Here is a 26,470-nt window from a genome sequence, read left to right on the forward strand (position 1 = left end):
GTTAACTAAAAAAGTTAATTAACTATAAATTAAAAACATGAAAGTTTTAGTAATTGGAGCCGGTAATATGGGGCTCACGTATTCTGAAGGAATGTCTAATTCTCCATTTTTGGGTAAGCATAAGCTCAGAATATTTGATACCGATCCAGAAAAAATTACTGCCCTAAAAAAGAATCCAAAGTATAAGGTTTACGAAAATCTCGAAGAACCGCTTAAAGATAGCGACGTCATTTTTATTGCAGTTAAGCCCTATCACGCAGATGATCTTTTCGATAAAATGAAACCTCTCATTAATGAAGAGCAAATTTTCGTGTCATTAATGGCGGGTGTAACCATAGAATCTATTCAAAATGGTTTAGGTATTTTAAAAGTGGTTAGAACGATGCCAAATCTACCTGCGCAGGTAGGGATGGGCGTTACCTCTTATACTGAGTCCGAAGGAGTGTCAAGGCTAGAGTTATTAGCAGTTCGTAATTTATTAGATACAACAGGAGAGTCGATTCATGTTGATACAGAACGTGATATTGATGCTTCAACAGGAATATCGGGTAGTGGTCCTGCCTACGTCTTCTATTTTATGCAGTCTATGTTGGAAGCTGCTCAAAAAATGGGATTTTCAGATCACGATTCAAAAGTGCTTGTTAGTAATACTTTTGAAGGTGCAGTTAAATTATTCAACGAGTCAGATCTTTCGCCAGAATCATGGATGAACAGGGTTGCTTCTAAAGGAGGTACCACTCGTGCGGCTTTAGACTCGATGGAGGATAACAACGTGAAAGAGTTAATAAAAGAAGCTGCATATGCTGCATTTAACAGAGCTGTTGAACTTGGAAAATAGTATGAACCTATATTAAAATTATGGATGATTTAAAAAGAGTTGTGGTAAAGGTTGGTACTAATGTATTAACCAATAAAGACAACCGCATTTTACAGCCAATTTTAAAAGAGCTAGTGCGACAGATAAGTGTTTTATATGAGCGTGATATCATGACAATCTTAGTGTCTTCTGGTTCGTCGATAGCAGGACAGGAAATCCTTGGGCATTCGGATATAGAAGATCCATCTACAAGAAGACAAGTTTTTTCTGCTGTTGGTCAACCCCGAATGATGCGACATTATTATGGGTTGTTCCATGATTATGGAATGCGTTGTGCTCAGGTTTTAGCGACCAAACGCGATTTTGCCCCAGGAAGACACCGTGAGAATATGATCAATTGTTATGAAGGATTGTTGTCGGAGGGAGTTATTCCGGTTGCGAATGAAGATGATGCCGTTTCATTATCAATGTCTATGTTTTCTGATAATGATGAATTAGCCAGTTTGGTTGCTGAGCTTACCAATGCGGATATGCTCATAATTCTGACAGATATTGACGGTCTGTATACAGGGCATCCAGATGATGATGATTCCGAAAAAATTGATGAAGTTAAAGTTGATGAGAATGTTGAAAAGTATGTTCAGGAATCTGAAAAGGGCGAAGGTGAAGGCCGCGGAGGTATGGAGTCAAAATTAAAGATAGCAAAAGGTGCTGCCGGCAAAGACATACCTACATTTATAGCAAATGGTAAACGCGAAAATGTAATAGTAGATATTATAGACGGAAAAGAAGTCGGTACAAAGTTTATTTCTTAAAAATAAAATTAAATTCATGGAACTTTTAAATTCAGAATTAAAAAATAAAGTACTTGACTCAATGATGAAGATTATTGATCGAGAACGAGAGAACATCATTAATGAGAATAAAAAAGATTTAGAAGCATTTGATCGTGATGATCAGGCTTTATATGATCGATTAGTCGTTAATGAGGCTAAGGTAGATGGGATGATTCAAGCCATTAAAGAGGTGAAAGATCAAGAAGACCCTGTGGGTCAGCTAAAATCGGAAATTGTTTTGGATAGTGGTTTGAAAGTTACAAATAGAACGGCTCCATTTGGTACCATTATGATCATATATGAATCAAGACCAGATGTAACGATAGAGGCGGCTGTTTTAGCTTTTAAAGCGAATAATAAAATCTTCTTAAAAGGAGGGAAAGAGGCATATAATAGTAATGTAATACTTGAAAAATGCTGGCATGAGGCCCTGGAGGTTAATGGGCTTTCAAGAGACTGGATTACTTTATTACATATTAATAGGCAAGAGACTCAGGAGTTCTTAAAAAATCCACCAGAGCAATTGGATTTGATTGTTCCTCGCGGCGGTGAACGACTGATACAGTTTGTGAAAGAGCATTCGACTTGTGCAGTTTTAGTAAGTGGTCGGGGAAATAATTTCTTATATGTCTCTGAGGATGCAGATTGGGAAAAAACTCTTAAAGTCATTGTGAATGCAAAAACCGACAAAATCTCTGGATGTAATGCTTTAGATAAGGTGCTTATCAATAAGCATATTCCCAATTATGAGGCTAAGGTGAAAGCGTTAGAAGAGGTTTTAAAAGCTGTTAATGTAGATATTTTAGTAGATTCATCGATCAAGGGTATTCTTAGTGATGCTACTGAAATTCCTGAGGAAAATACCTGGTATGAAGAATTTCTGGCACTTAAGATAGTTTTAGCTGAAGTGGATAGTTTAGATCAGGCCATTGAAATGATTAATAAATATTCCGGAGGTCATTCAGCATCCATTTTAACCGAAGATAAAGTTAAGGCACAGAAATTTATGGAACAAGTAGACAGTGCTGCTGTTTATCACAATGCATCTACCCGATTTACCGATGGAGGACAGATGGGTGTAGGAGCAGAGCTGGCAATCAGTACAGATAAATTACATCACCGTGGACCTCTTGGTTTAAAACAATTAGTAACTAATAAATATTATGTTTTTGGTGATGGTCATGTAAGGGTTTAAACAAGACTCTTATACCTGTTTATATAATGAAAAACCCTCATGATTTCATGAGGGTTTTATTATTTTGTGATTTGTTATATAGAAAGATCAAAGTAGATAGAACTAGCTTTATTTTCATCAGTGATTTCTTCCCCTTTAATTATCTCATTGTTAGGATTGAGTACTTTCAGATTTACTTTCCAGTACCCCGTCATTGTTAATGAAAGTTTACCATTATATAATTTTGATTTGGCATTGAAAGTGAGGTTTTCATTATTTGGCGAACTGTGGTTATCCATACCAGGCATTCTAGGATCAATTGCAATGGTGTAGTTTTCTACAATCGAAAAGGTCATCATGTTTTCCATTTTGTACAGTACCGCTCCAAAGTCATTTATACTTACATTAAGTTCTGAGGGTACCATTGCTAAAACATATTTGCTTTCATCGTTACCCTTAAATACGTTAACAACTCTATATTCGTCTTCATTGTTGACGACATTGATGTTTTGGGTGATGGAATATGCCTCTCCGTTAATTTCAAAATCAACTTTTAAACTCCAATACTCTTCGATATTTCCAGGCATTTGGAACACTATAAAACCTTTAAATACTGAAGAAATTTCGGTTTCAGTAATTTGAGATTTAGGACAAGAATGTTGCATCTCAGTCATATGCATTACCGGAGTCCAATTCACACTTGCATTTTCAACATAGTCTTCAGAATTTTTATTCTTAATTCGCATGGTAAGTTCGTTGTAACCCACGTAAAATTGATCAGTTGCGGAATATATTTCTATTTGATATAGATCATCTTCAATAACATCTACTAAGTTTAGATTGGCAACCGGATCGATAATTTCTTCTGGAGTATCATCACTTGATGAACAAGCAGTTAATGTAATTGTAAGTATTAGAGCTGTAAAAATGTTTTTTATATTTTTCATTGTTGTTATGTTTAGTTATTGAATTGTATATGATAAGGTCAAAAAGAAATTACGTCCCATTCTCGGGATATTTTTCCAATCGGTATAAGTTGAATAATTAGCGTCAAAAATATTTTCCACTCCAGCCTTTACATAGAAGTCATCATTGGCTATATAAAATTGCTTTCCAACGGAAGCTGATAAAATGGTGTAGGCATTTGTCTGATCTTCTCCATATAATGAATTGTAATGCGATTGTTTGACTGCACCATTACAGCTCACATTAGCTGAAAATTTATGCTGATTGAAAGTGATCTGACCTCGATATTGAATCGGACTTATAAGCGGTAGATTTTCATTATCCTGATCAACTCCCCGCTGATATGAGATAAGTCCAGACCACTTAAAAACTTTATTGAATTCGTAGGAGGCATCTAGCAAAAGGTTTGTAATTCTTGCGCTTTCCAGACTGGTGTACACTTTAATTCCGTCTGCTCCTATAGTCATCGGACTTAGGGAAGTGTCTGGTACTCCAATGATATAATCCTTTATCAAAAAGTAATTACCCTCTAAATGGGTTTTAAATGAGCTTTTTTCAAATCCTATTTTACCATTAAATGCTGTTGATTTTTCATTTTTAAGTTCTGGATTTCCAACATAGTCATAATTATCAAAACTATTGTATAGGTAGAAACCGTATCCTTCAGACACCGAGGGAGGACGATCGCCATATGAACTTCCCAGGCTGAAATGAAAATTACCTAAGGCTTTATGAAGCTGTATTGAAAAACTTTTTAAGAATCGTGCCTGACTGTCTTCTATTTCGGGATAGAATATCTTAAGGCTATTCAGTCCAATCTCGTCTTTAACATTGCTGTTTTGGATGTCAATTCTCGTAGACACGATCAGCCTAGACCATTCCAGTTCGATCTGATCTTTAACAAAGATACCTATATCCAAAGTTCGTATATCGGGCCAGGTAAGCATAAACATAGTGTCTTCGTTAGGGTTGTTAGGGTACATGGTCATTTCAGCCAATGATTTATTATAATATCCGTCTACTTTAAAGGTGAAATTATGACTGTCAAATCCCATACCTGCTGAAGAATAAAATCCGTATGTATTACTCCAACCGGGCATATCCATATGAATAGGCACCTCTGGGCGTTGGGTGTCGTCCATGACGTGTTTTATGTTGTTAAAGTATAGTTTGGTTTCCCAATCAGATAAACGGTTAAACAACAAATCTTGCTGAAAACTTAAGGAACCAATAATGCCGCGAGCTAATGAAACATCCATGGGCAATGCAGGGTAGCCTATGTCTCTGGCTTCGTCATATATAAATGAAGCAGACAATTGCTGTTGCTCATTCAGTTTGTAACCGCTGTTGATAGCGAGATTATATTTCTCATACTGGGAGAAAGGTATCTCTTCAGCATCGCCTGCCTTATAATCATCAGCTATACGGTATACCAAGTCTGTATTTATAAAAAATTCGTTGTTTGAATAACTGGCTTTACCTCCAAGGACATAAAGGTTGTTATTCGATTCAAATCCGCTATCAAATAAACCTTTCCAGCCTTGATTTTTGAACCCTTCTTTGTCCAGGTTTAAATTGATTCCTCCGCCAATGGTATTTCCGTATACAGCACCTTGCTGACCCGATCCTATTTCAATTTTAGATAGGTTTGATACATCCACATAAGATGTAACGGGATCCATTTTATCGGTACAGGCTCCGAAAATTCGCATTCCATCAATTGTAACAGCCAGTCTTTCAGACGACATACCATTGAGCATAGGTTCCCATGCATATGCACCTCGCTTTATCATGTTTATTTTCTTCGCGCTTTCAAGGTATTCATCAAGAGATGAGAGGGGTTTTACTTCACTCTGGTAGTTTAAAGTATTATTCTTGAGGTTTTTAGATATTAATATAACCTCTTCTAAATTTATCGGCAGAATAAGTGTGTCCTTGTGTTCGGTTTGTTGAGCTATTAATTTAAAGTTGAATAATAGGCATACGGCAATACCTGAACATAAAGCACCTTTTCTGGATGCTAAAAGGCCGTATAAGGCCTTATGCATCATTTTACAGATACTCATATAGTTGTATAAAAATGATTAATATAAAATACGTTGCAGATGAAGAGATTGCATCTGCCTTAATAAGGTATTAATACACTTTTGGGGGGTGTGGTATTGTGAAAGCAAATAAATTGGAAGTTACACTTTCATCATGCCCAAAAATAGGGGAGTGAAATTGTTTAGAGGTAAAAGTGTTGATAAAAGAAAACGTTTTAAAACAAATTATTTGAAATGTTTCAGTTTTTAGTTGTTTTCCCTCAAAAGGATTCTTATCCTGTTCGGTTGTTTCCTGAGCCAGCATTTTGCTCAAGTAGCACTTTCCGTCACAATTAAGCTCTGGTTTATCTTTGTTTTCGCAAAGAACCTCACTAATGTACTTGTAGTTTATAATATAGTCTACTACAGGCCATAGTGGCTTAAACAAAGTAGAGATCGCTATGATTAGGATGAGGTATTTCACGGCTGTAAAATTAATTACTTGTCGCTTAAAACGAGATGATAATTGTCATTTTAACTTTTTAAACTATATTTTTTAGTGAGGTTCATTTATTGAAAAATATCCTGGATTTCCTGAGGAATTCGCAAAGGTTTTTTCGTAGAAGCATTTATCAAGCACCAATTAGTTTCAGCTTTAACTAATAGTTTGTCAGTTTGGGAATTATACATTTCAACGATTCGAACCGATCTGACTCCTTCTGAGTTGGCTACATAGGTTTTGAGCTTGATTATGTCATTGATCAGGGCTTCTCCCTTGTATTCTATATGGTGACTTAAAACCACCCAAAGGTATTTTTCTTGTAAAATTTTATCAGTAAGCGTAATCCAGTGTTCCTCTGCAATATCCTGAACCCATTGAACATAACGAACATTGTTTACGTGGTTCATAGAATCGAGGTCTTCCTTCCGAACGGTAATATGTTTTTCGTAGATCTTCAATATTACTTTTCTAAAATTTCAACTTCAAAGAGTTTATTCCACTTTTTACCGGTAACAAAAAATGTACGGGTCGATGGGTTGTAAGCAATACCATTTAATACGTCTAAGCCTGCATGTTGCTTTACCTTTTCCTTTAAACCACTGAAATCTATTACTCCTTCAACAGCTCCATTTTCAGGATTGATAATTACTCCTACTTCCTTCTCAAATTGCCAGGTATTGGCATATATTTTATTATTCACAAATTCCAGCTCATTGATTTTTTGAAGTTTGGCTTTGTTGGTATATACTTCAATGTGATTTTCTTCTTGCAGAGTTTCCGGATTGAGGGTCCAGATACGTTCTGTTCCATCGCTTTTATATAATTGTTGCCCGTCATTACATAAACCCCATCCTTCTTTACTCGCATTATAGGTGAAAGTTTCCAGTTTTTTAAAATTGTCGACATCGTAGACAAAACCAGTTTTACTTTCCCAGGTAAGTTGGTATACTTTATCATTTAGAATGGAAATACCTTCTCCAAAGTAGGAGTTAGCCAACTTTATTTCTTTATATACTTCACCGGTTTTGTAATCAATCTTCATTAGTTTGGATAATCCTCTGCGTCCGGTTCCTTCATACAAGGTGTCATTGTAAAATTCTAATCCCTGTGTAAAGGCTTCTATGTCATGTGGATATTCATTTAGGATCTTATAGGTATATATCTTGGGAGCGGTATTATTGAAGACTATGAAGGATTTTGAAATCTTAATTGGTTCATCATCATTTATATTAATATGAGCCTCAAGAAGGTGTTTTCCAAGTTTAACATCTGTTAACTGAAGCTTATTTGATGTTACATTGATGGGGTTACCATTAAGCGTGTAGTCAACGGATGAAATATCTAATTGTTTAGGGTTTTTAATAGCTAACTTTATTTCATCGTTTAGATGAATGTTCTTGTTTTCAGGAGTAATTTCTAACGATAATCTATTTTTTTTTGTTGCATGTTTTCCGTTACATGATAGTGCAAAAACAGATAAAAAACTGATAATTAAAATCTTATGGGTTCTCATTAATTTCGTTGATTTTGATCGCAAGTTATTCAATAAAATTAAGATGTCGAAATGGTTGTGAAAACTTAAAATTATTGTACCTTTGCACCCGGCAAGTCCTACACGACCAGCTCCTGTAGAATCCCCCAGGGTGGGAACACAGCAAGGGTATACGGTCGTAGCGGTGCGATGTAGGTAGCTTGCCTTTTTTTGTGCCTTATTGTTAGGTGTTTCTGATGATAAAATACGGGATCGTTTTTAATAAAAGTGCATTAAAAATTATTGATCATCTTAGCCGTCCTTAATCAAGCTGTATAATATTCTTCAGATATAGGTGAGGAGGTGTTTATTAGCCGTGAAGTGGAGTTGTCCGGAGGCTGCAATTTGAATTCTACAGTTTTTAATACGATGTATATATGCTTTATGTATGCTTTATCCCTGGGGTATCTATGCCTTTGCACCGGGCCTAGAGTATGTTAAAATTGCTCTTAAGGTGTTGTGTATTTAGGGTTACCTTTTTGAATCGTTAAGACTGATTTCTGCTTATTGCTTGACGAGGTGCTTGAAAAATTAATTATTTTGACCTTTTTAGACCTGAGTGTTAGGTTTGATCCCTATTTGTTTTGTTTCTTTGTCAACCAAAATTTAACCTTAAACCATGTCGAAAGTTGTTTTAATTACAGGCGGATCATCCGGTATCGGTAAATCAATAGCTGAATTTTTAACGAATAAAGGATTCGTTGTATACGGTACTAGTCGTAATCCTGATCGTGTTAAAGAAGGTTTGAGCTTTAATCTGGTAAGGTTGGATGTAGGAGATACTGCCAGTATACAATCGGCGGTAGATACCATTGTATCGAAGGAAAAAAGACTCGATATTGTAATTAACAATGCCGGTGTTGGTATTACAGGACCTATTGAGGAAACTCCCCGGGAGGAAATTCATAAGGTGTTTAGCACGAACCTTTATGGTCCGATAGAAGTTATGAAGGCTGTACTGCCTCCAATGCGTAAGCAAAAGCAGGGTTTAATCATAAATATAACTTCTATTGCGGGTTATATGGGGCTTCCTTACAGAGGACTTTATTCAGCTTCTAAAGGAGCTCTTGAGCTTGTTACAGAAGCGATGCGTATGGAAACTAAAGATTTTGGTGTTCAGATCACAAATTTAGCTCCAGGAGATTTTGCTACTAACATAGCTTCAGGACGGTACCATGCACCTGTTTTAACGGGTTCGCCATATGAAAAGCCTTATGGGGATACGCTTAATTTAATAAATGAGCATGTCGATGATGGGGGTGATCCGAACGATGTCGCTGAAACTGTATATAAGATTATAAATACTACAAAACCTAAGGTGCATTATAAGGTAGGGGCCTTTATGCAGAAGTTCTCAATTGTTCTTAAGAATATTTTACCAGACAAAGTTTACGAGAAACTATTACTAAATCATTATAAGTTGTAGTTTTGCACCAAAGTTAAAAATACACAACTAAATATTAACAGATGAAATTTTTTATCGATACTGCAAACCTAGATCAGATTAAAGAAGCTGAAGCACTAGGTGTACTGGATGGTGTTACTACGAACCCATCATTAATGGCAAAGGAGGGTATTACAGGGAGAAACAACATTTTGAAGCATTATGTTGATATCTGTAATGCTGTTGAAGGAGATGTATCTGCTGAAGTAATTGCTACTGACTTTGAGGGAATTATAAAGGAAGGAGAAGAGTTGGCTGAATTACATGAACAGATTGTTGTTAAGGTGCCTATGATTCAAGATGGTGTGAAAGCTCTTAAATATTTCAGCGATAAAGGTATCAGAACGAACTGTACATTGGTATTTTCAGTTGGTCAGGCTCTTTTAGCGGCTAAAGCTGGGGCAACATATGTATCTCCATTTATTGGACGTTTGGACGATATATCTACTGATGGATTGCAGTTGATTGCAGATATCAGACAAGTATATGATAACTACGGGTTTGAAACACAAATTCTAGCAGCTTCAGTTCGTCATACAATGCACGTAATTGACTGTGCTAAAATTGGTGCTGACGTAATGACTGGACCATTATCTTCAATAACAGGATTATTAAAACATCCTTTAACTGATATTGGATTAGAAAAATTCCTTGCTGATTACAATAAAGGAAATAGTTAATTAAAGATATATTATACACTACAGTTTGTAGTATGTATAAAATTAAAAACCCGCTCATTGAGCGGGTTTTTTTGTTTTTATCTCAGTTCAGCTCCGAGTTGTTTTTCGAAGCTACTCTGAAGCTTATTCATTATTTTGTCTATTTCCTTATCCTTCAAAGTTTTTTCATCATCTTGTATAGTGAAGCTCACTGCGTAGCTTTTCTTACCTTCCGGTAATTTATCACCTTGGTAAACATCAAACAAATTGATGTTTTTTAACCGTTTACGCTCACTTTGTTGAGCTATATTAAAGATCTCCTTGAAGGTGATGTTGTTGTCGATTAAGAGAGCAAGGTCTCTTCGCACTTCAGGGTATTTCGGAATATCGGTAAATTTAAGTTTGTTAAAGCTCGCTGCTTCTAAAACTTTATCCCAATTAAATTCTGCGTATAATACTTCTTGTTTGATATCGAAGAATTTTAAAATAGATTTTTTAACGATACCAAATTCAACGAGTTTCATTTTACCAAGGCTTAGTGACAGCCCTTCCGAAAACACATCAGTTTTGATCGGAGCTGCTTTAAGCTTTGTTATACCTAGTCTTTCAAGGACAGTTTCCACAATACCTTTGGTGTAAAAGAAATCGCCTTTTTGTAATGAATTATTCCAGCTTTCAGCGTTTTTGTTTCCACTTACAAAAATACTCATCCTTTTATTTTCTGTTCTACCGTTTTCGTAGTTATGGTAGGTTTTACCAAATTCAAACAGTTTAAGATCCGGATTACGTCTGTTAATGTTATAGGAAACAGCTTCTAAGCCATTAAATAATAACGACTGTCTCATAACGCTTAGGTCTGAACTCAATGGGTTTAGCATTTCAACATTGTGTTCTTCCTTAAGACTTTCTGTTAGTTTTATGTATTCAGCAGAAGTCAATGAGTTCGACATAATTTCATAGAACCCTTGAGCTACCAATTGATTTCCAATTACGTTCTGTACCTTATAGTCTTCAAATCTTGAGGTAGGTGATACAGAGGCATTTAGTTTGGAATTAATTTCGATATTGTTGTATCCGTAAACCCTGAGAATTTCTTCAATTACATCGGCTTCTCTTTGTACATCAACGCGATACGACGGGATGGTTAGTCCTATTCCGGTTTCGGTAACGTTATTAATCTTAATTTCCAGGGACATTAAAATTGATTTAATGGTTTCTCTGGAGATTTCCTGTCCTACCAGGCTGTTAACCTTTTCATAGGTCAGAAAAACTTGAAAGTCTTCAAATTTAGTAGGGTAGAGGTCTACAATATCAGCAGTAACTTCACCACCGGCTATTTCCTGGATAAGTAATGCCGCTCTAAGCATGGCATATTTAGTGAAATTGATGTCAATTCCTCGTTCAAATCTAAAAGAAGCATCTGTATTAATACCATGTCTCTTTGCTGTTTTTCGAATTGAAACAGGATTGAAATACGCGCTCTCTAAAAATACTTTAGACGTATGTTCGGTAACCCCTGAGTTCAGACCACCCAGCACACCGGCAATACATAATGGCTTTTCGGTATCACAGATCATTAGATCCTCATCGCTGAGTTCTCTTTCAACTTCATCAAGGGTTGTGAATTTGGTTCCGGCTTCAAGGGTTTTAACGATGATCTTATCGCCTGTAATTTTATCAGCATCAAAAGCATGTAAGGGTTGACCCAGTTCATGCAGTACGTAATTCGTAGCATCCACTACATTATTTTTAGGGGTCAGACCTATTGCTTTTAATCTGTTTTTTAACCAATTTGGAGATTCTGTAACCTTAACTCCGGCAATAGTTACTCCACAATAACGTGGAGCAAGTTCTTTGTTTTCTACTTCTACATCTACTTTGTATGTGCGACTGTTTACATGAAAACTACTTACTGATGGAGTTATGAGTTGTAAATTATGTTCTTTTTGAACAAGTCCTGCCCTTAGATCTCTTGCTACCCCATAATGGCTCATAGCATCGGCTCTGTTTGGGGTAAGACCTATTTCAAAAACAGTATCACTTTCAATTTCAAACAGCTCTGCACATGGTGTGCCAGGTTCTAGTTCTTCGTTAAGTACCATGATACCATCATGACTTTTACCAAGACCTAATTCATCTTCGGCACAAATCATTCCGAAGCTTTCTTCGCCTCGAATTTTTCCTTTTTTTATCTGCCAGGGCTCTCCTTTTTCGTCATATAAAACGGTACCAATAGTGGCAACCGGAACTTTTTGACCTGCATCAACGTTTGGAGCTCCACATACTATTTGTACAGGTGTATTATTTCCTATATCTACCTTGGTAATTTTCAATTTATCTGCATTTGGATGTTTGATGCACTCCAAAACATGTCCAACGACAACACCGTTTAACCCACCTTTAACAGATTCAAATTTTTCTACGCCCTCTACTTCAAGTCCAAGATCTGTTAAAAGTTCTGAAGTTTTATCAGCTTCCCAATCTAATGAGATAAATTGTTTTAACCAGTTGTAAGATATTTTCATTTGTTTGCTTTTATAGTAACAATATTCAGTGCCTTAACATTCTATCCGAAGAACATAAATGAATCTCCTTTCCAGAAATGCACCAACGGAGGGCAAAGATAAATTAATGCTAGTAGTTCTCAAACTGATAAAAATATTTTTCTGGCCAGAAACGTCTAATTTTTTAATATCCCCGTATATGTTTATGTAACAAATGTTTAATTACTAACCAAATCAAACATGAAATCAATAAAAATTTTAGCTTTAGTGGCAACTGTAGTATTCACTGTAGGTTGCGAAGACACAAAAAAGAAAGAACAAGAACAAGTTGATAAGGCTGTTCAGACTATAGATTCTGTTCAAAATACGATTGAAGCATCTGCTGAATCATTAAAAAATGTGGCAGATGATGTTCATGAAGCCGTAAAGGAATTAGACAGTATTTAGAACTTCACTTAATTAACTCAAAAAAATCTATTCGATGAAAACTTATAAACTTGTATTATCAACCTTTGTGTTAGGATTATTTTTTTCAACCCAAACAGCTATGGCTCAGGGTAAGTCTGTTGAAAAAACAGCCAAAGCAGCTTCGGAAAAAGTAGAAAAGGAAACAACGGAACTTAAAGAAAAATCAGATAAGGTTGAGGACGACACTCAGGAAGCAAAAGATAAAGCTCAGGAAAAAACTAAAAAACAGCTTGAAAAAACAAAAGCTAAGGTTCAGAGCGAAGATGATAAAGCTGATAATAATGGCCATTCTTATGGAAAAGACAAAGATGGTTTAACCGGTAAGGCTTATGGACAAGCTCGAGCTGAGGAGGCAAAAGAGTTGGTATCAGCTCATGAAAAGCTTTTAGCCGATAAAGAAAGTGAATTACAAAGTGGGCGTCAGAAAGTTACTGAAGCAAAAGAGCGCCTTTCAAAAGCTAAGGAAGAGGGAACCCTTGAAGAATCAGTTATAAAAGAAAAAGAGGAAATTATTGTCAGGGCTGAAGAGTCGCTTAATGAGTTGGATAAACATATCAAAAATGGCAGAGAGGCTCTGGAAAAAGAAAAAGAACGCTTAGGTAAAATTGTTTTGCCTGCAGGCGATGAGGACTAAACGATGGTATTGTTGAATAAAAAAGGTGGGTTGAATAGACCCACCTTTTTTTATGTATTAACTTATGTAGTTCCAGATGTTTTTATGTTTGGCTAGTTGCGCATAGGTATAGCGTATAATGGCATTTTCTTCTTTTGAAAGATTGGTGTCGTTCTTCAGAAGATTCATTGCGTAATAGCGAGCAGTTTTAAGGATGTCGTTATCCTTTACAATATCTGCAATTTTTAGGTTCAGGATTCCACTTTGTTGGGTACCCATAATGTCTCCCGGTCCTCTAAGTTTTAAATCAACCTCTGCAATTTCAAAGCCGTCATTAGAGTTTACCATGGTTTCTAAACGTGTTTTAGAGTCATTGCTCAGTTTATGACTGGTCATTAAGATACAGTAGCTTTGTTCTGCACCCCGACCAACTCTTCCTCTAAGCTGGTGGAGTTGGGACAGTCCAAAACGTTCAGCACTCTCTATAATCATCACCGATGCGTTAGGAACGTTCACTCCTACCTCTATAACAGTAGTAGCCACCATTATTTGAGTTTCACCCTTTACAAATCGTTCCATCTCATAATCCTTGTCCACAGGTTTCATTTTACCATGAACGATAGATATCTGATAATCAGGTAATGGGAATTCTCGGGCTACACTCTCAAATCCATCCATCAAATCTTTATAGTCTAATTTTTCAGACTCTTGAATAAGGGGGTAAACAATATATATTTGCCGTCCTTTTTCTATTTCATCCTTCAAAAACTTAAAAACCTTTAATCGATTGCTGTCGTATCTATGGACAGTTTTAACAGGCTTTCTGCCCGGTGGAAGTTCATCTATAACAGAAACATCGAGATCTCCATATAAACTCATTGCCAAGGTTCTTGGGATAGGGGTAGCGGTCATGACCAAAATATGGGGAGGAACACTATTTTTATGCCACATTTTAGCGCGTTGAGCAACTCCGAATCGATGCTGTTCATCTATAATGGCAAGTCCTAAATTTTTAAATATAACCTTGTCTTCTAATATGGCGTGGGTACCAATAAGAATATTTAACGTTCCATTTTCAAGAGCTTCATGAATAATTTTTCGTTCTGATGTTTTACTGGATCCTGTTAGTATATTGATATTGATATTTAAATCTTTAACTAACTCCAAAAGTCCGTTATAATGTTGTTGCGCAAGTATTTCCGTAGGAGCAATCAGGCAAGTTTGGCATCCGTTGTCTATAGCCAGTAGCATTGACATCAGAGCGACCATGGTTTTTCCGGAGCCTACATCACCTTGAAGTAAGCGATTCATTTGAGCTCCACTGCCTAAATCATTTCTAATTTCCTTGATTACTCTTTTTTGAGCCCCTGTTAAATCAAATGGAAGATGATTGTTGTAGAAATCGGTAAAGAATGTTCCAACCTGGTCGAATGTCAGTCCTTTAATCTTTTGCTTACGAACGATGTTTTTAGAAATGAGTTGAAGTTGAATATAGAAAAGCTCCTCGAACTTCAATCTAAATTGAGCCTTGGCCAATAGTTCCTGATCCTTTGGAAAATGAATATTAAAAAGGGCCTCATTTTTGGAAATTAGGTTTAACTCATTTAAGATTTTATTGGATAATGTTTCCTGAAACCTGCCTCGTGTTTCTATAAAAAGTTGTTGCATCAATTTATTTACAACACGATTGGTTATTCCCTTGTTATTTAGTTTTTCGGTGGATGGATATACCGGTTGCATTGTAATACGCATATTCTTTTTATGCTCCTCCAGTAATTCCATTTCCGGATGAGGCATGCTATAAACGCCATTATACCAATTAGTTCTTCCAAAAACGACATAGGGTTGATTGATCTTTATGCTCTCTTTGATCCATTTATGCCCACGAAACCAAACGAGCTCCATGCTACCCGTATCATCTGTAAAGGTGGCAACCAATCGTTTTCCTCTTTTTTGCTCAACTGTTTTTAAGTGGACAATTTTACCAACCAATTGTACATCTGCGCTGTTTCTTTGTAATTCATTTATTTTGTAATAGCGCGTTTTATCAATATAGCGGTTAGGAAATAAATTAATCAGATCCTGATAGGTGTGAATACCCAATTCTTTACGTAAAAGATCGGCTCTATTAGGGCCTACGCCTTTGAGGTAATCAATAGGGGTTTGTAGTATGTTAGGGCTTTTATTCACAACTACGAAAATATAAATAAATTGTAAGCATTCTAAGGCCTGTAAAAATTTAAATTTTGGGGTGATTGCATTTAGTTTTAGGTGTTCGTTCTGTATTTCGTTAACTTTTGCATATTTTAGAATAAAATACCCAAGACATACATGAATAAAACTTTACTTTTTATTTGCTTTATCATTTATAACGCGGTTTTTTCTCAGGCTACCTCGAATGCCGGGGTAGATATTCTTAAAGGAAAGGCATCTATAAAAATAAATTCAGAACAGAAATCCGTTTCCGGTACTGTGGTATATAATTTTCATGTTATGGCTAAAACCGATTCCTTAACGGTAGATGCCCGACACATGAATTTTTCTGAAATTTTGCTACATAATGCGAGGGTGAGATATCGCTATACGGGAGATAAATTAATTATATATAAAAAATTCAGAAGTGGTAAGAATTACGACTTGACCATAAGTTTTAATACTACTCCATCTAAAGCTATGTATTTTATCGGTTGGGACGAACCTAATCGGAATAAAGAGTTATGGACCCAGGGACAGGGTAAATACACGAGTCATTGGTTGCCTAGTTTTGATGATATGAACGAAAAGGTTGAATTCGATTTATCAGTAACTTTTAACAGGGCCTATGTGGTGATTGCTAACGGAGATTTAAAAAGTGTAAATGTCAGTGGTGAATCTAAGACGTGGAATTATGATATGTCTGCGCCCATGAGTAGTTATTTATTAGCATTGGCGATAGGTGACTTTGATAAAAAGGTGATTTATTCTGAGGGGGGAGTTCCGATTGAATTATACTATCGTCCAAAGGATGAAGTAAAACTGGAACCCACATATAAATACACCAAACAAATATTTGATTTTTTAGAAAAGGAAATAGGGGTGGCTTATCCCTGGCAGAACTATAAGCAGGTGCCGGTTAGGGATTTTATGTATGCAGGCATGGAGAACACGACCCTTACTATTTTTTCTGATCGATATGTCGTTGATACAATTGCCTATAACGATGAAAACTATGTGAATGTGAATGCTCATGAGCTTGCTCATCAATGGTTTGGAGATTTAGTTACTGAAGTTGACGGTGGACATCATTGGTTACATGAAGGGTTTGCAACCTATTATGCTTTGTTAGCGGAAAGAGAAATATTTGGAGATGATTATTATTTTAATGCATTATACGAATCGGCAAAGCAATTGACAGATTTAAGTAAACAGGGTAAGGGAGAGGGTCTATTGGATCCAGAAGCCAGCAGTTTAACGTTTTATCAAAAAGGCGCCTGGGCGCTTCACGTTTTAAGATCGCAGATCGGATCTCATGCTTTTAGGGAGGGGATAAAGAACTATTTGAACCGTTACGCTTATAAAAATGTTACGGTTGATGATTTTTTACGGGAAATGGAGGCTTCCAGTGGTAAAGATCTAAATGAATTTAAGCAAACATGGTTGATGAATAAGGAGTTTCCGAAGTCTGAGGCCTTTAACCATTTGAAAAGGAATAAATCATTACGGGATTTAATTCGTTTAAAGGATAGAAGGGATACTTGGCTATCTGAAAAGGAACGTTATAACTTACTGGATTCTATTTTAGAAGGTAATTATTACTATACGTTAAAGCAAGAAGCTGTTGTGCAGTTAAAAAAACTACCACTTTCTGTGGCTATGCCTCTTTATAAGAAAGCGTTTAAATTAAAAGACCTGAAGGTGAGACAGGTGTTGTCAATGACTTTGGATAGTATTCCTCCCGATCTCCAATCTGATTATGAAAGTTTACTTTCTGATCAAAGTTATACTACCATGGAAAATGCTTTATTCAATCTCTGGAGAAATTTTCCGAGTCGAACCTCCATTTACCTGGATAAAACAGACGGTATTCATGGTTTTAATAATAAGAATATTAGGATGTTATGGTTAACACTGGCAATTCTAACGGAGGATTACAATACTGTAGAAAAGTCGTCTTATTTTGACGAATTATCCGGTTATACTTCATCCAGGTTCAATTTTGAAGTAAGGCAAAACGCATTTATAATGCTGAATGAGTTGCAGGCCTTTACGGATCAGAATTTAAAGGATTTGGTTAATGCCTGTTTACATCATTCGTGGCAATTTGCTAAATTCTCAAAATCACTTTTAACCGATTTATTAAATGATTTAACATATAAAATTAGATTTGAATCTATTATTTCCGAACTTAATACTAAAGAACAAACCTTTTTAAAAAGCAAGTTACAATGAGAGCGCTGGTAATTTCGGGTGGTGGCAGTAAGGGGGCCTTCGCCGGCGGAGTGGCTCAGTATTTAATAGAGGAATTACAGAATGATTATAAATTGGTAATAGGAACTTCAACCGGAAGTTTACTCGCTAATCACTTAGCATTAAATAAGGTTGAGAAGATTAAAAAGGTTTACACCTCGGTAACCAATGATGATATTTTTAATAAATATCCTTTTACCATTAAAAATAAGTATGGAATACAAAGTGTAGGGATTAATCACGTTAATGTCCTTCGAAATTTTTTAAGAGGTAGCAAAACATTTGGAGAGAGTTATAATTTGCTAAATTTAATACGTAACACATTAACTAAAGAGGAATTTTTAGCCTTAAAACATTCTGGTAAAGAAGTAGTTGTTACTGTTTCAAATTTATCGATGAATGAGGTTGAGTATAAATCGATTTTAGATTATGATTATGAAGAATACTGTGAATGGGTATGGATATCTGCAAATTACACTCCTTTCATGAGCCTGGTAAGAAAGAATGGCTGTGAGTACGCCGATGGAGGTATTGGAAGTATGGTTCCAATAGAGGAGGCGATTAAACGAGGTGCTACTGAAGTTGATGCAATTATATTACAAACGGAGGTTACACATTTAAACCGGATGCCGTCAAAAAATGCTTTTTCATTACTGACGAATATGTTTGCTTTTATGTTAGATCGAATAGAGAATCAGAATATAAAAATTGGGAAATTTGTGGCAAGTAATCATAATGTGATCATAAATTTTTATTACACTCCAGTGGTTTTAACCACAAATTCATTAATTTTTGACGAAGAAAAAATGACTAAGTGGTGGCAAAGGGGGTTTGAATTTGCACAATTTAAGAATCAACAGACATCAGAGATATAATTAAACAAGTTAAGAATGAAGGCATTGGTAATTAGTGGAGGAGGTAGTAAAGGTGCATTTGCTGGTGGAGTGGCACAATATTTAATGGAAGTCGAGCAAAAAGATTACGATCTTTATGTTGGAACTTCTACCGGTAGTTTAATAATACCGCATTTAGCGAGTCGAAATATTGAAAAGCTATACGATATTTATACAACAGTTACGCAACGTAAAATATTTAGTAATAATCCCTTTGTTGTCAGGAAGAAGGATGGAAAGGAATATGTTGCAATGAATCATATAAATGTAATTTGGCAGCTTATTAAAGGGAAGCGGACCTTTGGAGAGAGTAAAAGTCTAAGGAAAAATATAAGGAGAAATTTAACTCCGGAAGAATTCAATATTCTAAAGGATAGTAATAAAGATGTTGTAGTGACTGTAAGTAACCTTTCCAAAAACAGGGTAGAATACAAATCTATCAACGATTTTGATTACGATGATTTTTGTGACTGGATCTGGATGTCATGTAATTATATTCCATTTATGACGCTGGCAAAAAAGGACGGATGCGAATATGCTGATGGGGGGTTTGGAAGTGTGGTTCCGATAAGAGAAGCTATTAAGCGTGGTGCTACTGAAGTTGATGCTATTATTTTAGAAACCGAGAACATGGAGTTCAATAAAGTTTTGGGAAAGAACCCATTTTCACTTATGGTTAATTTATACACCTTTGTACTGGATCAGCTAGAGTATCACGATATTGTAGAAGGGAAGTTAGCCGCTATGAATAAGAATGTTAAACTGAGAACTTTTTATACCCCTAAACGGTTAACTGAGAACTCATTATATTTTAATAAAGAATTGATGAAGGAATGGTGGAAAGAGGGTTATGGTTATGCAAAAGAACGGCTGGAAGCAGAGCGAAAGCAAAGTGTCAAAAACATTAATTTAGCAGGATAAAATAAAGAATTAAAAAAGCCGCTGTAAGCGGCTTTTAATTTTTCTTGATCGACGTGGGATTACCACATCGAGTCAACTTCTTTTTTTATAAATGCTAAGGCTGCACTTGATGGTGGTTGTTTTTCTAAAAGTTCATTGAGCACTGTCTCTCTTAATTTATTAGCGGTTTCGGCCTGCATTCCTGCTTTACGAATAAGCTGGATAGTTGCATTTTTAGCAGTTTTTACGATGTTCCAGCATTCGTCACTCATGTATATTTGCTGAGCAATATTGTGATCGAATTCGCTTTCGATAGATCGTATTAATAATCGTTCATAATCATTTTTATCAGCTGATTCAGGAACGGTTCTGGTAAGTAGCTTTGCAGGACTAATTCTTTCTAGAAATAAAGCCATTCTCTCATAAGCCTGAAGTCGTATCGGCATTGCATTCTTTTGGGCATCTTTTTGGATTAAAAACCTTCTTCTTCCTTCCTCATTTTTTGTGTGAAGGTTAAAGAAGTAGTAGGCTATAACTCCAGTTATTATTGTTGGTACCGTAAAGGCAATTACATAGAAGAGAATGTTTTCCATTTTTTTATAGTTTATTTAAAACTAAAGTAAATAAAATTATTGGTTTCAGCGGTTCATCCAATTAGAGGTATGCCTCTTAATTCCCATTTTTAATATTGTCTCTTACCCAAAGGTAAAAATTGTCGAATGACGGATGAATACGGATAATGGTTAAATCTTTCTCTCCTGCAACGGCTGAAGTTTTTATTTCATTAGCTGGAGTTTCGAAATCATTTTGAAAAACCTCTCCTATAGCAGCAGCTCTAGAGCCACTAATAGCCCAGTCATTACTATTATTTTCTGCCGAAACCATAAAGCCCTGGTGTTTTTTGGCTGCGGTTGCGATTTTTCCTAAAAATTCTTTAGCAGACGCTTCTATTGTACTGCTTCCCGTTTTAGAGCCGAAAATAGAAGAGTTATTTGATAAAATCGTAATGGCACCATTTTGAACACCAACCTGCGCATTTTCCCCTAATGATTTTTTTAGGTCAGTAAGAATAATCAGAGCGATGGAGTCATTGGCGCTGAAAGCATCACGTAAGCCCTTTAACTGTGCCTCTTTATTTTCAAGTGCTTTTAAAGTTTTATTCATGCTATTTGACTGTTGAGTCGAAGCTGAAAGAAACTTGTTCATGTTATTAAGCAGTTCTTTATTACTTTCAGAAAGTTGTGTCACCTGAGTATCGAGACTATTCACCTTTCTTTCCGCACTTCCAAGATCTCTTTGCGTTTTTGTGAGTAGGGTGGTTGTGGAGTCTAGTTGTGAACTTAAGGATTCCACCTGATCTTTTAATTCTCTTCTGCTTTGTGCGAATACACCTGTAGTTAATAAAAGTAATGTTAAAGTAGGTAAAAGGTACTTCATTAGTAAAGGTATTAAGTTTTAATTATTTTAAAATCGACGCAATTTATTAATTTTTAAAAAGTAATTCACCATAGATAATTGGTGAAATTAGCGCAATAGCGTTAAATTTATAACATTGGTAATGTGTTTACATGTATAACAGGTGTTTCCTGTAAAATCATTTTCAATCATTTGACCCACCTAAATACGGGCATTCTTTTAATTCTTGCATGCCGTTAAACGGCACCTTATGTTTATTATAATTATGGGCAGCTGCTAAGGTTTGTGTCATATTTTTATCGCCTAAACTAACATCTACATCATCCATGGTAAACTGGCAGGGATGTTCATAGCCACATGCATGGGTGATTTCGAGTAATTCTTTTTTAAAAGTCTTAAAATAGGAAAACAAGCGATCACTTTTAAGGGGGACATCAATACCATTTTGTAGCCATTTTTTCTGAGTTGCAACTCCTGCCGGGCAGCGATTGGTATGACAAATTTGTGCTTGTATACAGCCAATACTCATCATTGCTTCCCGAGCCACATTGATACAATCGGCTCCCATAGAGAATGCCATTGCAGCTCTGGCAGGAAAGCCTAATTTACCACTGGCAATAAAAACGATGTGATCTGTAATGTCTTGATTTTTAAATATTCGATATACATCGCTAAAGCCATAAACCCATGGCAGTGATACATGATCAGCGAAACTAGGAGGAGCAGCACCGGTTCCTCCTTCACCACCGTCGACAGTAATAAAATCAGGGCCTTTATTAGTTTCCTTCATTATTTTGGCTAGTTCTTTCCATTCGTCTAATTTACCAATGGCTGCTTTAATTCCTACTGGCAGGCCAGTTTCATTGGCAACATTTTCAATGAAATCTACCATTTCACTTACCGTGTTAAATACAGCATGATTTGGTGGGGAAAGCACATCTTGTCCGATTGGGACATGCCTGATTTCTGCAATTTCTTTAGAGATCTTCTTGCCTGGTAATACGCCACCTTTACCAGGTTTAGCACCTTGAGAAAGTTTAATTTCAATAGCTTTAATACACGGATTTTCTTTGACAAGGTTTTTTAATTTCTCCATGGAAAAATTTCCTTCCTCATCTCTTACACCAAAATATCCTGTTCCGATATGAAAAATCACATCGGCGCCATTTTTATGGTAAGGAGAAAGGCCACCTTCCCCGGTATTGTGATAAGCACCTGCTTTTTTGGCTCCGACATTCATTGATTCCACAGCTTTTGCTGATAATGATCCAAAGCTCATGGCAGAAATATTAATAACGGATTTTGGACGATAGGGCTTTTTTCTTTTATGATAAGCTCCCATTACTTTAGCACATGGTATAAATGCATAATCGGTTTTATTGGGATGTCCGTCAGGAAGTTTAAAAGGAATCATAGCATTATTTATAAAGATATATTGCTGTGCATATATATCTCTGTCTGTCCCAAAACCCTCATAATTATTTTCTCTCTTTGCGGAGGCATAAATCCAACCACGTTCAATTCTGTTGAATGGTAATTCTTCGCGGTTATTCGCCACTAAGTATTGTCTTAACTCAGGGCCTATACTTTCCAACATATACCTGATGTGACCAACAATGGGGAAATTGTGACTGATGGTGTGAGCTCGTTGAATAAAAATGTCTCTGATGGCAATTATTAGTAAAATGAATAAGGCCCATCCCCACCAGGGAATGTTAGCCAGAACCTGCATAAAATTGTTTACCATAAATTATTTTTCTTAACAATTGATATCATTGATTCAAAGAATGATAGTTTTTGCAATCAAAACATTTTCCATCGATTTACCGGGATTCCGATGGGTTTTGATTTTCCTGTATGTAAATCTACGGGCTTTGTAGTATATAAAGAAATAAATTCTCATAACATCATTGAAAATATTATGTTGGATTTTAGTTTAGGGTAGGGTAAGATTGATTAAGCAGCCCTTTAATGATGTTCGAGGATTGTATGATTCTGACTTCAATAAATATTCATGGCTGACTTTAAATACTTGTTGGGTAGCTGAAAAAAGTGATCTTAAAAAGATGTTTATAAATAATTGTAATGTCCTTTAATAATAGCTTCATTATGGTTAAATTCACGGTTTGATTAATGATATAAGATAAACGACTTTGGAACAGTATATAGCAGAGTTAAATGAAGCGCAGAAAGCGCCTGTGTTACATAAAGATGGACCCTTAATGGTGATTGCCGGAGCCGGATCTGGTAAGACACGTGTGCTCACTTACCGGATAGCATATTTAATGGAGCAGGGGGTTGATCCGTTTAATATTCTTTCGTTGACCTTTACGAATAAAGCTGCGAGAGAGATGAAGCATCGAATTGCGCAGATTGTAGGATCTAGTGAAGCTAAGAATTTATGGATGGGAACCTTCCATTCCATTTTTGCCAAGATTTTAAGGATTGAAAGTGATAAGCTTGGTTATCCAAGTAATTTTACGATTTATGATTCTCAGGATTCACAAAGATTGATAGCGGCTATTATTAAGGAGATGGGGCTGGATAAGGATATTTATAAATACAAGCAAATTCAGAATCGTATTTCATCTTTTAAAAATAGCCTGATTACTGTTAGGGCCTATTTTAATAATTCCGACTTACAAGAAGCTGATGCCATGGCAAAGAGACCAAGGATTGGTGAAATATATGAAGAGTACTGTAACCGATGTTTTAAAAGCGGTGCCATGGACTTTGATGATCTTTTGTTGAAAACCAATGAGTTGCTAACGCGATTTCCTGAAGTTCTGGCGAAGTATCAGGAGCGATTTAAGTATATATTGGTGGATGAGTACCAGGATACCAACCATTCTCAGTATTTAATCGTAAGGGCTTTGAGTGATCGTTATCAAAACATTTGTGTTGTTGGTGATGACTCTCAGAGTATCTATGCTTTTAGAGGGGCGAATATCAATAACATTTTTAATTTTCAAAAAGATTATGATGGTGTAGAGGTATATCGCTTAGAACAAAACTATCGTTCTTCGAATAATATTGTAAAGGCGGCAAACTCGGTTATAGAGAAAAATAAAAGCAGACTGGATAAAACTGTATGGACGGCGAATGATGAGGGGCCGCTTATTAAGGTTCACAGATCAGTAACTGATTCAGAAGAAGGACGCTTTGTTGCCTCTTCTATTTTTGAGTCTAAAATGCAGCATCAGATGTTAAATTCGGATTTTGCTGTGCTGTATCGTACCAATTCACAATCAAGAGCTATTGAAGACGCACTTCGTAAACGTGATATACCGTATCGAATTTATGGAGGCTTGTCATTTTATCAGCGAAAAGAAATTAAAGACGTACTTGCTTATTTGCGTTTAGTTTTAAATCCTAAAGATGAAGAAGCTTTAAAGCGTGTCATAAATTATCCTGCAAGGGGTATAGGAGCAACCACGATAGATAAACTTGTTGTTGCTGCGAAACATTATGATCGATCTATATATGAGGTGATGCAACATGTCAGGAAAATTGATCTTAATCTTAATAATCCTACCAAACAGCGATTAGAAGACTTTGTAACGATGATACAGAGTTTTCAGATTATGAATGAAAGTGCTAATGCTTTCGAATTAACTGAGCATGTAATTAAGAAAACCAGCCTTATCCGGGAATTAAAAAAAGATGGTACTCCGGAAGGTATCACCAGACTCGATAATATAGAGGAATTGTTGAATGGTATTAAGGATTTTGTCGAAGGCCAAAGGGAAATCGATGAAGCCACCGGGAATTTGTCTGAATTTCTTGAAGATGTTGCTTTAGCAACAGATCTTGATAATGATAACGAAGATGATGATCGTGTTGCATTAATGACCATTCACCTGGCTAAAGGACTTGAATTTCCGAATGTATATATTGTAGGAATGGAGGAAGATTTATTTCCTTCGGCATTAAGTTTGAATACCAGAAGTGAATTAGAGGAGGAGCGTCGCCTATTCTATGTGGCACTCACCAGAGCTGAAAAACAAGCATATCTTACATATACGCAAAGCAGGTATCGCTGGGGGAAACTTATCGATGCAGAGCCAAGTAGATTTATAGAGGAAATAGACGATCAGTTTCTTGAATATTTAACACCTCCTGTGAATTCCGGCTACCGATATAAATCGATGATTGACTCTGATATTTTCGGTGAGGTTGACAAAAGTAAATATCGACAAAAGAAACCCGTATCGGGAACTCCACCTTCCGTTCCAAGGCCCAATGAAGAAAAGCTAAGGAAATTGCGTAAATTGAAACCAAATTTAGGGGAACCTTTAAAGAATACTAATACGATTGATCAAAGCTTGTCGGAAGGATGTAAGGTAGAACATACGCGTTTTGGCAGAGGTCAGATTATTAAACTAGAAGGTGTTGGCAACGACAAAAAGGCTGAGATTAAATTTGATAATGGTAGTGTTAAAAAGTTGCTTTTAAGATTTGCCAAACTCAAAGTGTTAGATTGATTTTGTATATTAATATAGTTAAATGGCAGAATTAATTCGCATATACGAAGAAAATCCTAATCCGCGGGAGATAGCTAAAGTGGTTGCTGTTCTTAAACGGGGAGGGCTGATCATATATCCAACTGATACTGTTTATGGTTTGGGATGTGATATTACAAATTCCAAAGCTTTGCAAAAAATAGCCCGAATCAGGGGGGTAAAACTTGAAAAAGCGAACTTTTCATTTATTTGTCCGGATTTGAGTAATTTATCAGATTACATAAGGCAAATAGATACGCCAACGTTTAAAATTTTAAAAAGAGCACTTCCGGGGCCATATACATTTATTCTTCCTGGTAGTAATAATTTACCTAAGGATTTTAAGAAAAAGAAAACGGTAGGTATTCGGGTACCGGATAATAATATAGCCAGAGAACTTGTGGAACAATTAGGAAATCCTATTGTATCTACCTCTATCCATGATGAGGATGAATTAATAGAGTATACCACCGATCCTGAGCTGATTCTTGAAAAATGGGATAACCTTGTGGATATAGTTATTGATGGGGGGTATGGTGATAATATACCTTCTACGGTAATTGATTTATCGGAAGATGAGGCTGTAATTGTCAGGGAAGGAAAAGGATCACTGGATATATTTTAATTAATTAATCTAAAGGGATTAGTTTCGTTTCAATTACTCATTCAATTTTAAATTATAATGAGTCGTCCTAATATAGGTTGACAGTTTTTAAAAAAGTTAAATCAAACCAGAGTAGTTCGCTTCTCTGGTTTTTTTATATGTACAAAATTA

Annotated in this window: 22 protein-coding genes and 1 other RNA gene; 13 read left to right on the forward strand and 10 right to left on the reverse strand. The window is 36.0% G+C overall.

Annotated elements, in window-relative coordinates; genetic code table 11:
• The first annotated feature begins 37 nt into the window (after positions 1–37).
• Genes proC through BM361_RS04945 form a run of 3 tightly spaced genes read left to right on the forward strand, consistent with a single transcriptional unit; the run spans position 38 to position 2,848 of the window.
• Positions 38–838: a pyrroline-5-carboxylate reductase gene (proC, locus tag BM361_RS04935; protein WP_038264018.1), complete on the forward strand. Its 801-nt coding sequence runs from the start codon at positions 38–40 to the stop codon at positions 836–838.
• A 20-nt stretch (positions 839–858) separates the two neighbouring features.
• Complete coding sequence (proB, locus tag BM361_RS04940) at positions 859–1,632, forward strand: glutamate 5-kinase (RefSeq protein WP_038264015.1); 774 nt, start codon at positions 859–861, stop codon at positions 1,630–1,632.
• Positions 1,633–1,648: 16 nt separating this feature from the next.
• The gene (locus BM361_RS04945) at positions 1,649–2,848 is read left to right on the forward strand and encodes a glutamate-5-semialdehyde dehydrogenase (protein ID WP_074977338.1); all 1,200 of its coding nucleotides are present in this window, start codon (positions 1,649–1,651) and stop codon (positions 2,846–2,848) included.
• 74 nt (positions 2,849–2,922) lie between these two features.
• On the opposite strand, the gene BM361_RS04950 is transcribed toward BM361_RS04945, so the two are convergent.
• The 5 genes from BM361_RS04950 to BM361_RS04970 all read right to left on the reverse strand — a co-directional run bounded on the left by BM361_RS04950 (position 2,923) and on the right by BM361_RS04970 (position 7,832).
• Complete coding sequence (locus tag BM361_RS04950; RefSeq protein ID WP_074977339.1) at positions 2,923–3,774, reverse strand: hypothetical protein; 852 nt, start codon at positions 3,772–3,774, stop codon at positions 2,923–2,925.
• Between the two features lie 15 nt (positions 3,775–3,789).
• The gene (locus BM361_RS04955) at positions 3,790–5,859 is read right to left on the reverse strand and encodes a TonB-dependent receptor plug domain-containing protein (RefSeq protein ID WP_254785733.1); all 2,070 of its coding nucleotides are present in this window, start codon (positions 5,857–5,859) and stop codon (positions 3,790–3,792) included.
• Positions 5,860–5,929: 70 nt separating this feature from the next.
• Positions 5,930–6,301, reverse strand: coding sequence for a hypothetical protein (locus BM361_RS04960; RefSeq protein ID WP_083425854.1), 372 nt, complete (start codon positions 6,299–6,301; stop codon positions 5,930–5,932).
• Positions 6,302–6,387: 86 nt separating this feature from the next.
• Positions 6,388–6,777 carry an acyl-CoA thioesterase gene (locus tag BM361_RS04965; protein ID WP_074977340.1) on the reverse strand — a complete coding sequence of 130 codons (390 nt, stop codon included), beginning with the start codon at positions 6,775–6,777 and terminating at the stop codon, positions 6,388–6,390.
• Positions 6,778–6,779: 2 nt separating this feature from the next.
• Positions 6,780–7,832, reverse strand: a complete 1,053-nt coding sequence (locus BM361_RS04970; protein WP_074977342.1) for a glutaminyl-peptide cyclotransferase — start codon at positions 7,830–7,832, stop codon at positions 6,780–6,782.
• Between the two features lie 89 nt (positions 7,833–7,921).
• On the opposite strand from BM361_RS04970, the gene ffs reads away from it, so the two are divergent.
• The 3 genes from ffs (at position 7,922) to fsa (ending at position 9,974) form a co-directional block, all read left to right on the forward strand.
• Positions 7,922–8,020: signal recognition particle sRNA small type (ffs, locus tag BM361_RS04975), an RNA gene on the forward strand.
• A 449-nt stretch (positions 8,021–8,469) separates the two neighbouring features.
• Positions 8,470–9,276 carry an SDR family oxidoreductase gene (locus BM361_RS04980; RefSeq protein WP_074977343.1) on the forward strand — a complete coding sequence of 269 codons (807 nt, stop codon included), beginning with the start codon at positions 8,470–8,472 and terminating at the stop codon, positions 9,274–9,276.
• Between the two features lie 41 nt (positions 9,277–9,317).
• Positions 9,318–9,974, forward strand: a complete 657-nt coding sequence (fsa, locus tag BM361_RS04985; RefSeq protein WP_038263997.1) for a fructose-6-phosphate aldolase — start codon at positions 9,318–9,320, stop codon at positions 9,972–9,974.
• 77 nt (positions 9,975–10,051) lie between these two features.
• Here fsa and pheT read toward each other — a convergent pair whose 3' ends face one another.
• Positions 10,052–12,478 carry a phenylalanine--tRNA ligase subunit beta gene (pheT, locus tag BM361_RS04990; protein WP_074977345.1) on the reverse strand — a complete coding sequence of 809 codons (2,427 nt, stop codon included), beginning with the start codon at positions 12,476–12,478 and terminating at the stop codon, positions 10,052–10,054.
• 219 nt (positions 12,479–12,697) lie between these two features.
• On the opposite strand from pheT, the gene BM361_RS04995 reads away from it, so the two are divergent.
• The gene (locus BM361_RS04995) at positions 12,698–12,904 is read left to right on the forward strand and encodes a hypothetical protein (RefSeq protein WP_038263991.1); all 207 of its coding nucleotides are present in this window, start codon (positions 12,698–12,700) and stop codon (positions 12,902–12,904) included.
• Positions 12,905–12,938: 34 nt separating this feature from the next.
• Positions 12,939–13,559 (forward strand): hypothetical protein, encoded by a 621-nt coding sequence (locus tag BM361_RS05000; RefSeq protein ID WP_074977347.1) that lies wholly within the window; start codon positions 12,939–12,941, stop codon positions 13,557–13,559.
• Positions 13,560–13,616: 57 nt separating this feature from the next.
• Here BM361_RS05000 and recG read toward each other — a convergent pair whose 3' ends face one another.
• A complete protein-coding gene (gene recG, locus BM361_RS05005) occupies positions 13,617–15,728 on the reverse strand; it encodes an ATP-dependent DNA helicase RecG (RefSeq protein WP_074977349.1) in 2,112 nt (703 codons plus the stop codon).
• Positions 15,729–15,869: 141 nt separating this feature from the next.
• On the opposite strand from recG, the gene BM361_RS05010 reads away from it, so the two are divergent.
• From BM361_RS05010 to BM361_RS05020, 3 genes are read left to right on the forward strand one after another with little or no spacing between them, the layout of a single operon-like run.
• Positions 15,870–17,966, forward strand: coding sequence for a M1 family metallopeptidase (locus BM361_RS05010; protein WP_074977350.1), 2,097 nt, complete (start codon positions 15,870–15,872; stop codon positions 17,964–17,966).
• Entirely contained in the window at positions 17,963–18,859 is an 897-nt protein-coding gene (locus BM361_RS05015; protein ID WP_038263979.1) for a patatin-like phospholipase family protein, read from the forward strand. The genes BM361_RS05010 and BM361_RS05015 overlap by 4 nt, the downstream gene beginning before the upstream one ends.
• Positions 18,860–18,874: 15 nt before the next feature.
• Positions 18,875–19,798 carry a patatin-like phospholipase family protein gene (locus BM361_RS05020; RefSeq protein WP_074977352.1) on the forward strand — a complete coding sequence of 308 codons (924 nt, stop codon included), beginning with the start codon at positions 18,875–18,877 and terminating at the stop codon, positions 19,796–19,798.
• A gap of 59 nt (positions 19,799–19,857) precedes the next feature.
• Here the strand turns inward: BM361_RS05020 and BM361_RS05025 are convergent, their stop codons facing one another.
• The 3 genes from BM361_RS05025 to BM361_RS05035 all read right to left on the reverse strand — a co-directional run bounded on the left by BM361_RS05025 (position 19,858) and on the right by BM361_RS05035 (position 22,940).
• A complete protein-coding gene (locus BM361_RS05025; RefSeq protein ID WP_038263973.1) occupies positions 19,858–20,370 on the reverse strand; it encodes a DUF7935 family protein in 513 nt (170 codons plus the stop codon).
• Between the two features lie 76 nt (positions 20,371–20,446).
• Complete coding sequence (locus BM361_RS05030) at positions 20,447–21,214, reverse strand: OmpA family protein (RefSeq protein ID WP_038263971.1); 768 nt, start codon at positions 21,212–21,214, stop codon at positions 20,447–20,449.
• 163 nt (positions 21,215–21,377) lie between these two features.
• On the reverse strand, positions 21,378–22,940 hold the full coding sequence (locus BM361_RS05035; RefSeq protein ID WP_254785734.1) for an FMN-binding glutamate synthase family protein: 1,563 nt from the start codon (positions 22,938–22,940) through the stop codon (positions 21,378–21,380).
• Between the two features lie 406 nt (positions 22,941–23,346).
• Between BM361_RS05035 and BM361_RS05040 the strand changes: the two genes are divergently transcribed.
• Entirely contained in the window at positions 23,347–25,677 is a 2,331-nt protein-coding gene (locus tag BM361_RS05040) for an ATP-dependent helicase (RefSeq protein WP_038263969.1), read from the forward strand.
• 22 nt (positions 25,678–25,699) lie between these two features.
• Positions 25,700–26,320, forward strand: coding sequence for an L-threonylcarbamoyladenylate synthase (locus tag BM361_RS05045; protein ID WP_074977354.1), 621 nt, complete (start codon positions 25,700–25,702; stop codon positions 26,318–26,320).
• Positions 26,321–26,470 lie beyond the last annotated feature (150 nt).

This window comes from Zhouia amylolytica, from assembly GCF_900116365.1.
Lineage (GTDB): Bacteria > Bacteroidota > Bacteroidia > Flavobacteriales > Flavobacteriaceae > Zhouia > Zhouia amylolytica.

Coding starts and splice junctions, on each gene's coding strand:
- BM361_RS05010 (WP_074977350.1), top strand. CDS start 15,870: ATGAATAAAACTTTACTTTTTATTTGCTTTATCATTTATAACGCGGTT.
- BM361_RS04980 (WP_074977343.1), top strand. CDS start 8,470: ATGTCGAAAGTTGTTTTAATTACAGGCGGATCATCCGGTATCGGTAAA.
- BM361_RS04945 (WP_074977338.1), top strand. CDS start 1,649: ATGGAACTTTTAAATTCAGAATTAAAAAATAAAGTACTTGACTCAATG.
- BM361_RS04995 (WP_038263991.1), top strand. CDS start 12,698: ATGAAATCAATAAAAATTTTAGCTTTAGTGGCAACTGTAGTATTCACT.
- BM361_RS05025 (WP_038263973.1), bottom strand. CDS start 20,370: ATGGAAAACATTCTCTTCTATGTAATTGCCTTTACGGTACCAACAATA.
- BM361_RS05015 (WP_038263979.1), top strand. CDS start 17,963: ATGAGAGCGCTGGTAATTTCGGGTGGTGGCAGTAAGGGGGCCTTCGCC.
- pheT (WP_074977345.1), bottom strand. CDS start 12,478: ATGAAAATATCTTACAACTGGTTAAAACAATTTATCTCATTAGATTGG.
- BM361_RS05020 (WP_074977352.1), top strand. CDS start 18,875: ATGAAGGCATTGGTAATTAGTGGAGGAGGTAGTAAAGGTGCATTTGCT.
- BM361_RS05045 (WP_074977354.1), top strand. CDS start 25,700: ATGGCAGAATTAATTCGCATATACGAAGAAAATCCTAATCCGCGGGAG.
- BM361_RS04955 (WP_254785733.1), bottom strand. CDS start 5,859: ATGAGTATCTGTAAAATGATGCATAAGGCCTTATACGGCCTTTTAGCA.
- BM361_RS05035 (WP_254785734.1), bottom strand. CDS start 22,940: ATGGTAAACAATTTTATGCAGGTTCTGGCTAACATTCCCTGGTGGGGA.
- proC (WP_038264018.1), top strand. CDS start 38: ATGAAAGTTTTAGTAATTGGAGCCGGTAATATGGGGCTCACGTATTCT.
- fsa (WP_038263997.1), top strand. CDS start 9,318: ATGAAATTTTTTATCGATACTGCAAACCTAGATCAGATTAAAGAAGCT.
- BM361_RS05030 (WP_038263971.1), bottom strand. CDS start 21,214: ATGAAGTACCTTTTACCTACTTTAACATTACTTTTATTAACTACAGGT.
- BM361_RS05000 (WP_074977347.1), top strand. CDS start 12,939: ATGAAAACTTATAAACTTGTATTATCAACCTTTGTGTTAGGATTATTT.
- proB (WP_038264015.1), top strand. CDS start 859: ATGGATGATTTAAAAAGAGTTGTGGTAAAGGTTGGTACTAATGTATTA.
- BM361_RS04970 (WP_074977342.1), bottom strand. CDS start 7,832: ATGAGAACCCATAAGATTTTAATTATCAGTTTTTTATCTGTTTTTGCA.
- BM361_RS04950 (WP_074977339.1), bottom strand. CDS start 3,774: ATGAAAAATATAAAAAACATTTTTACAGCTCTAATACTTACAATTACA.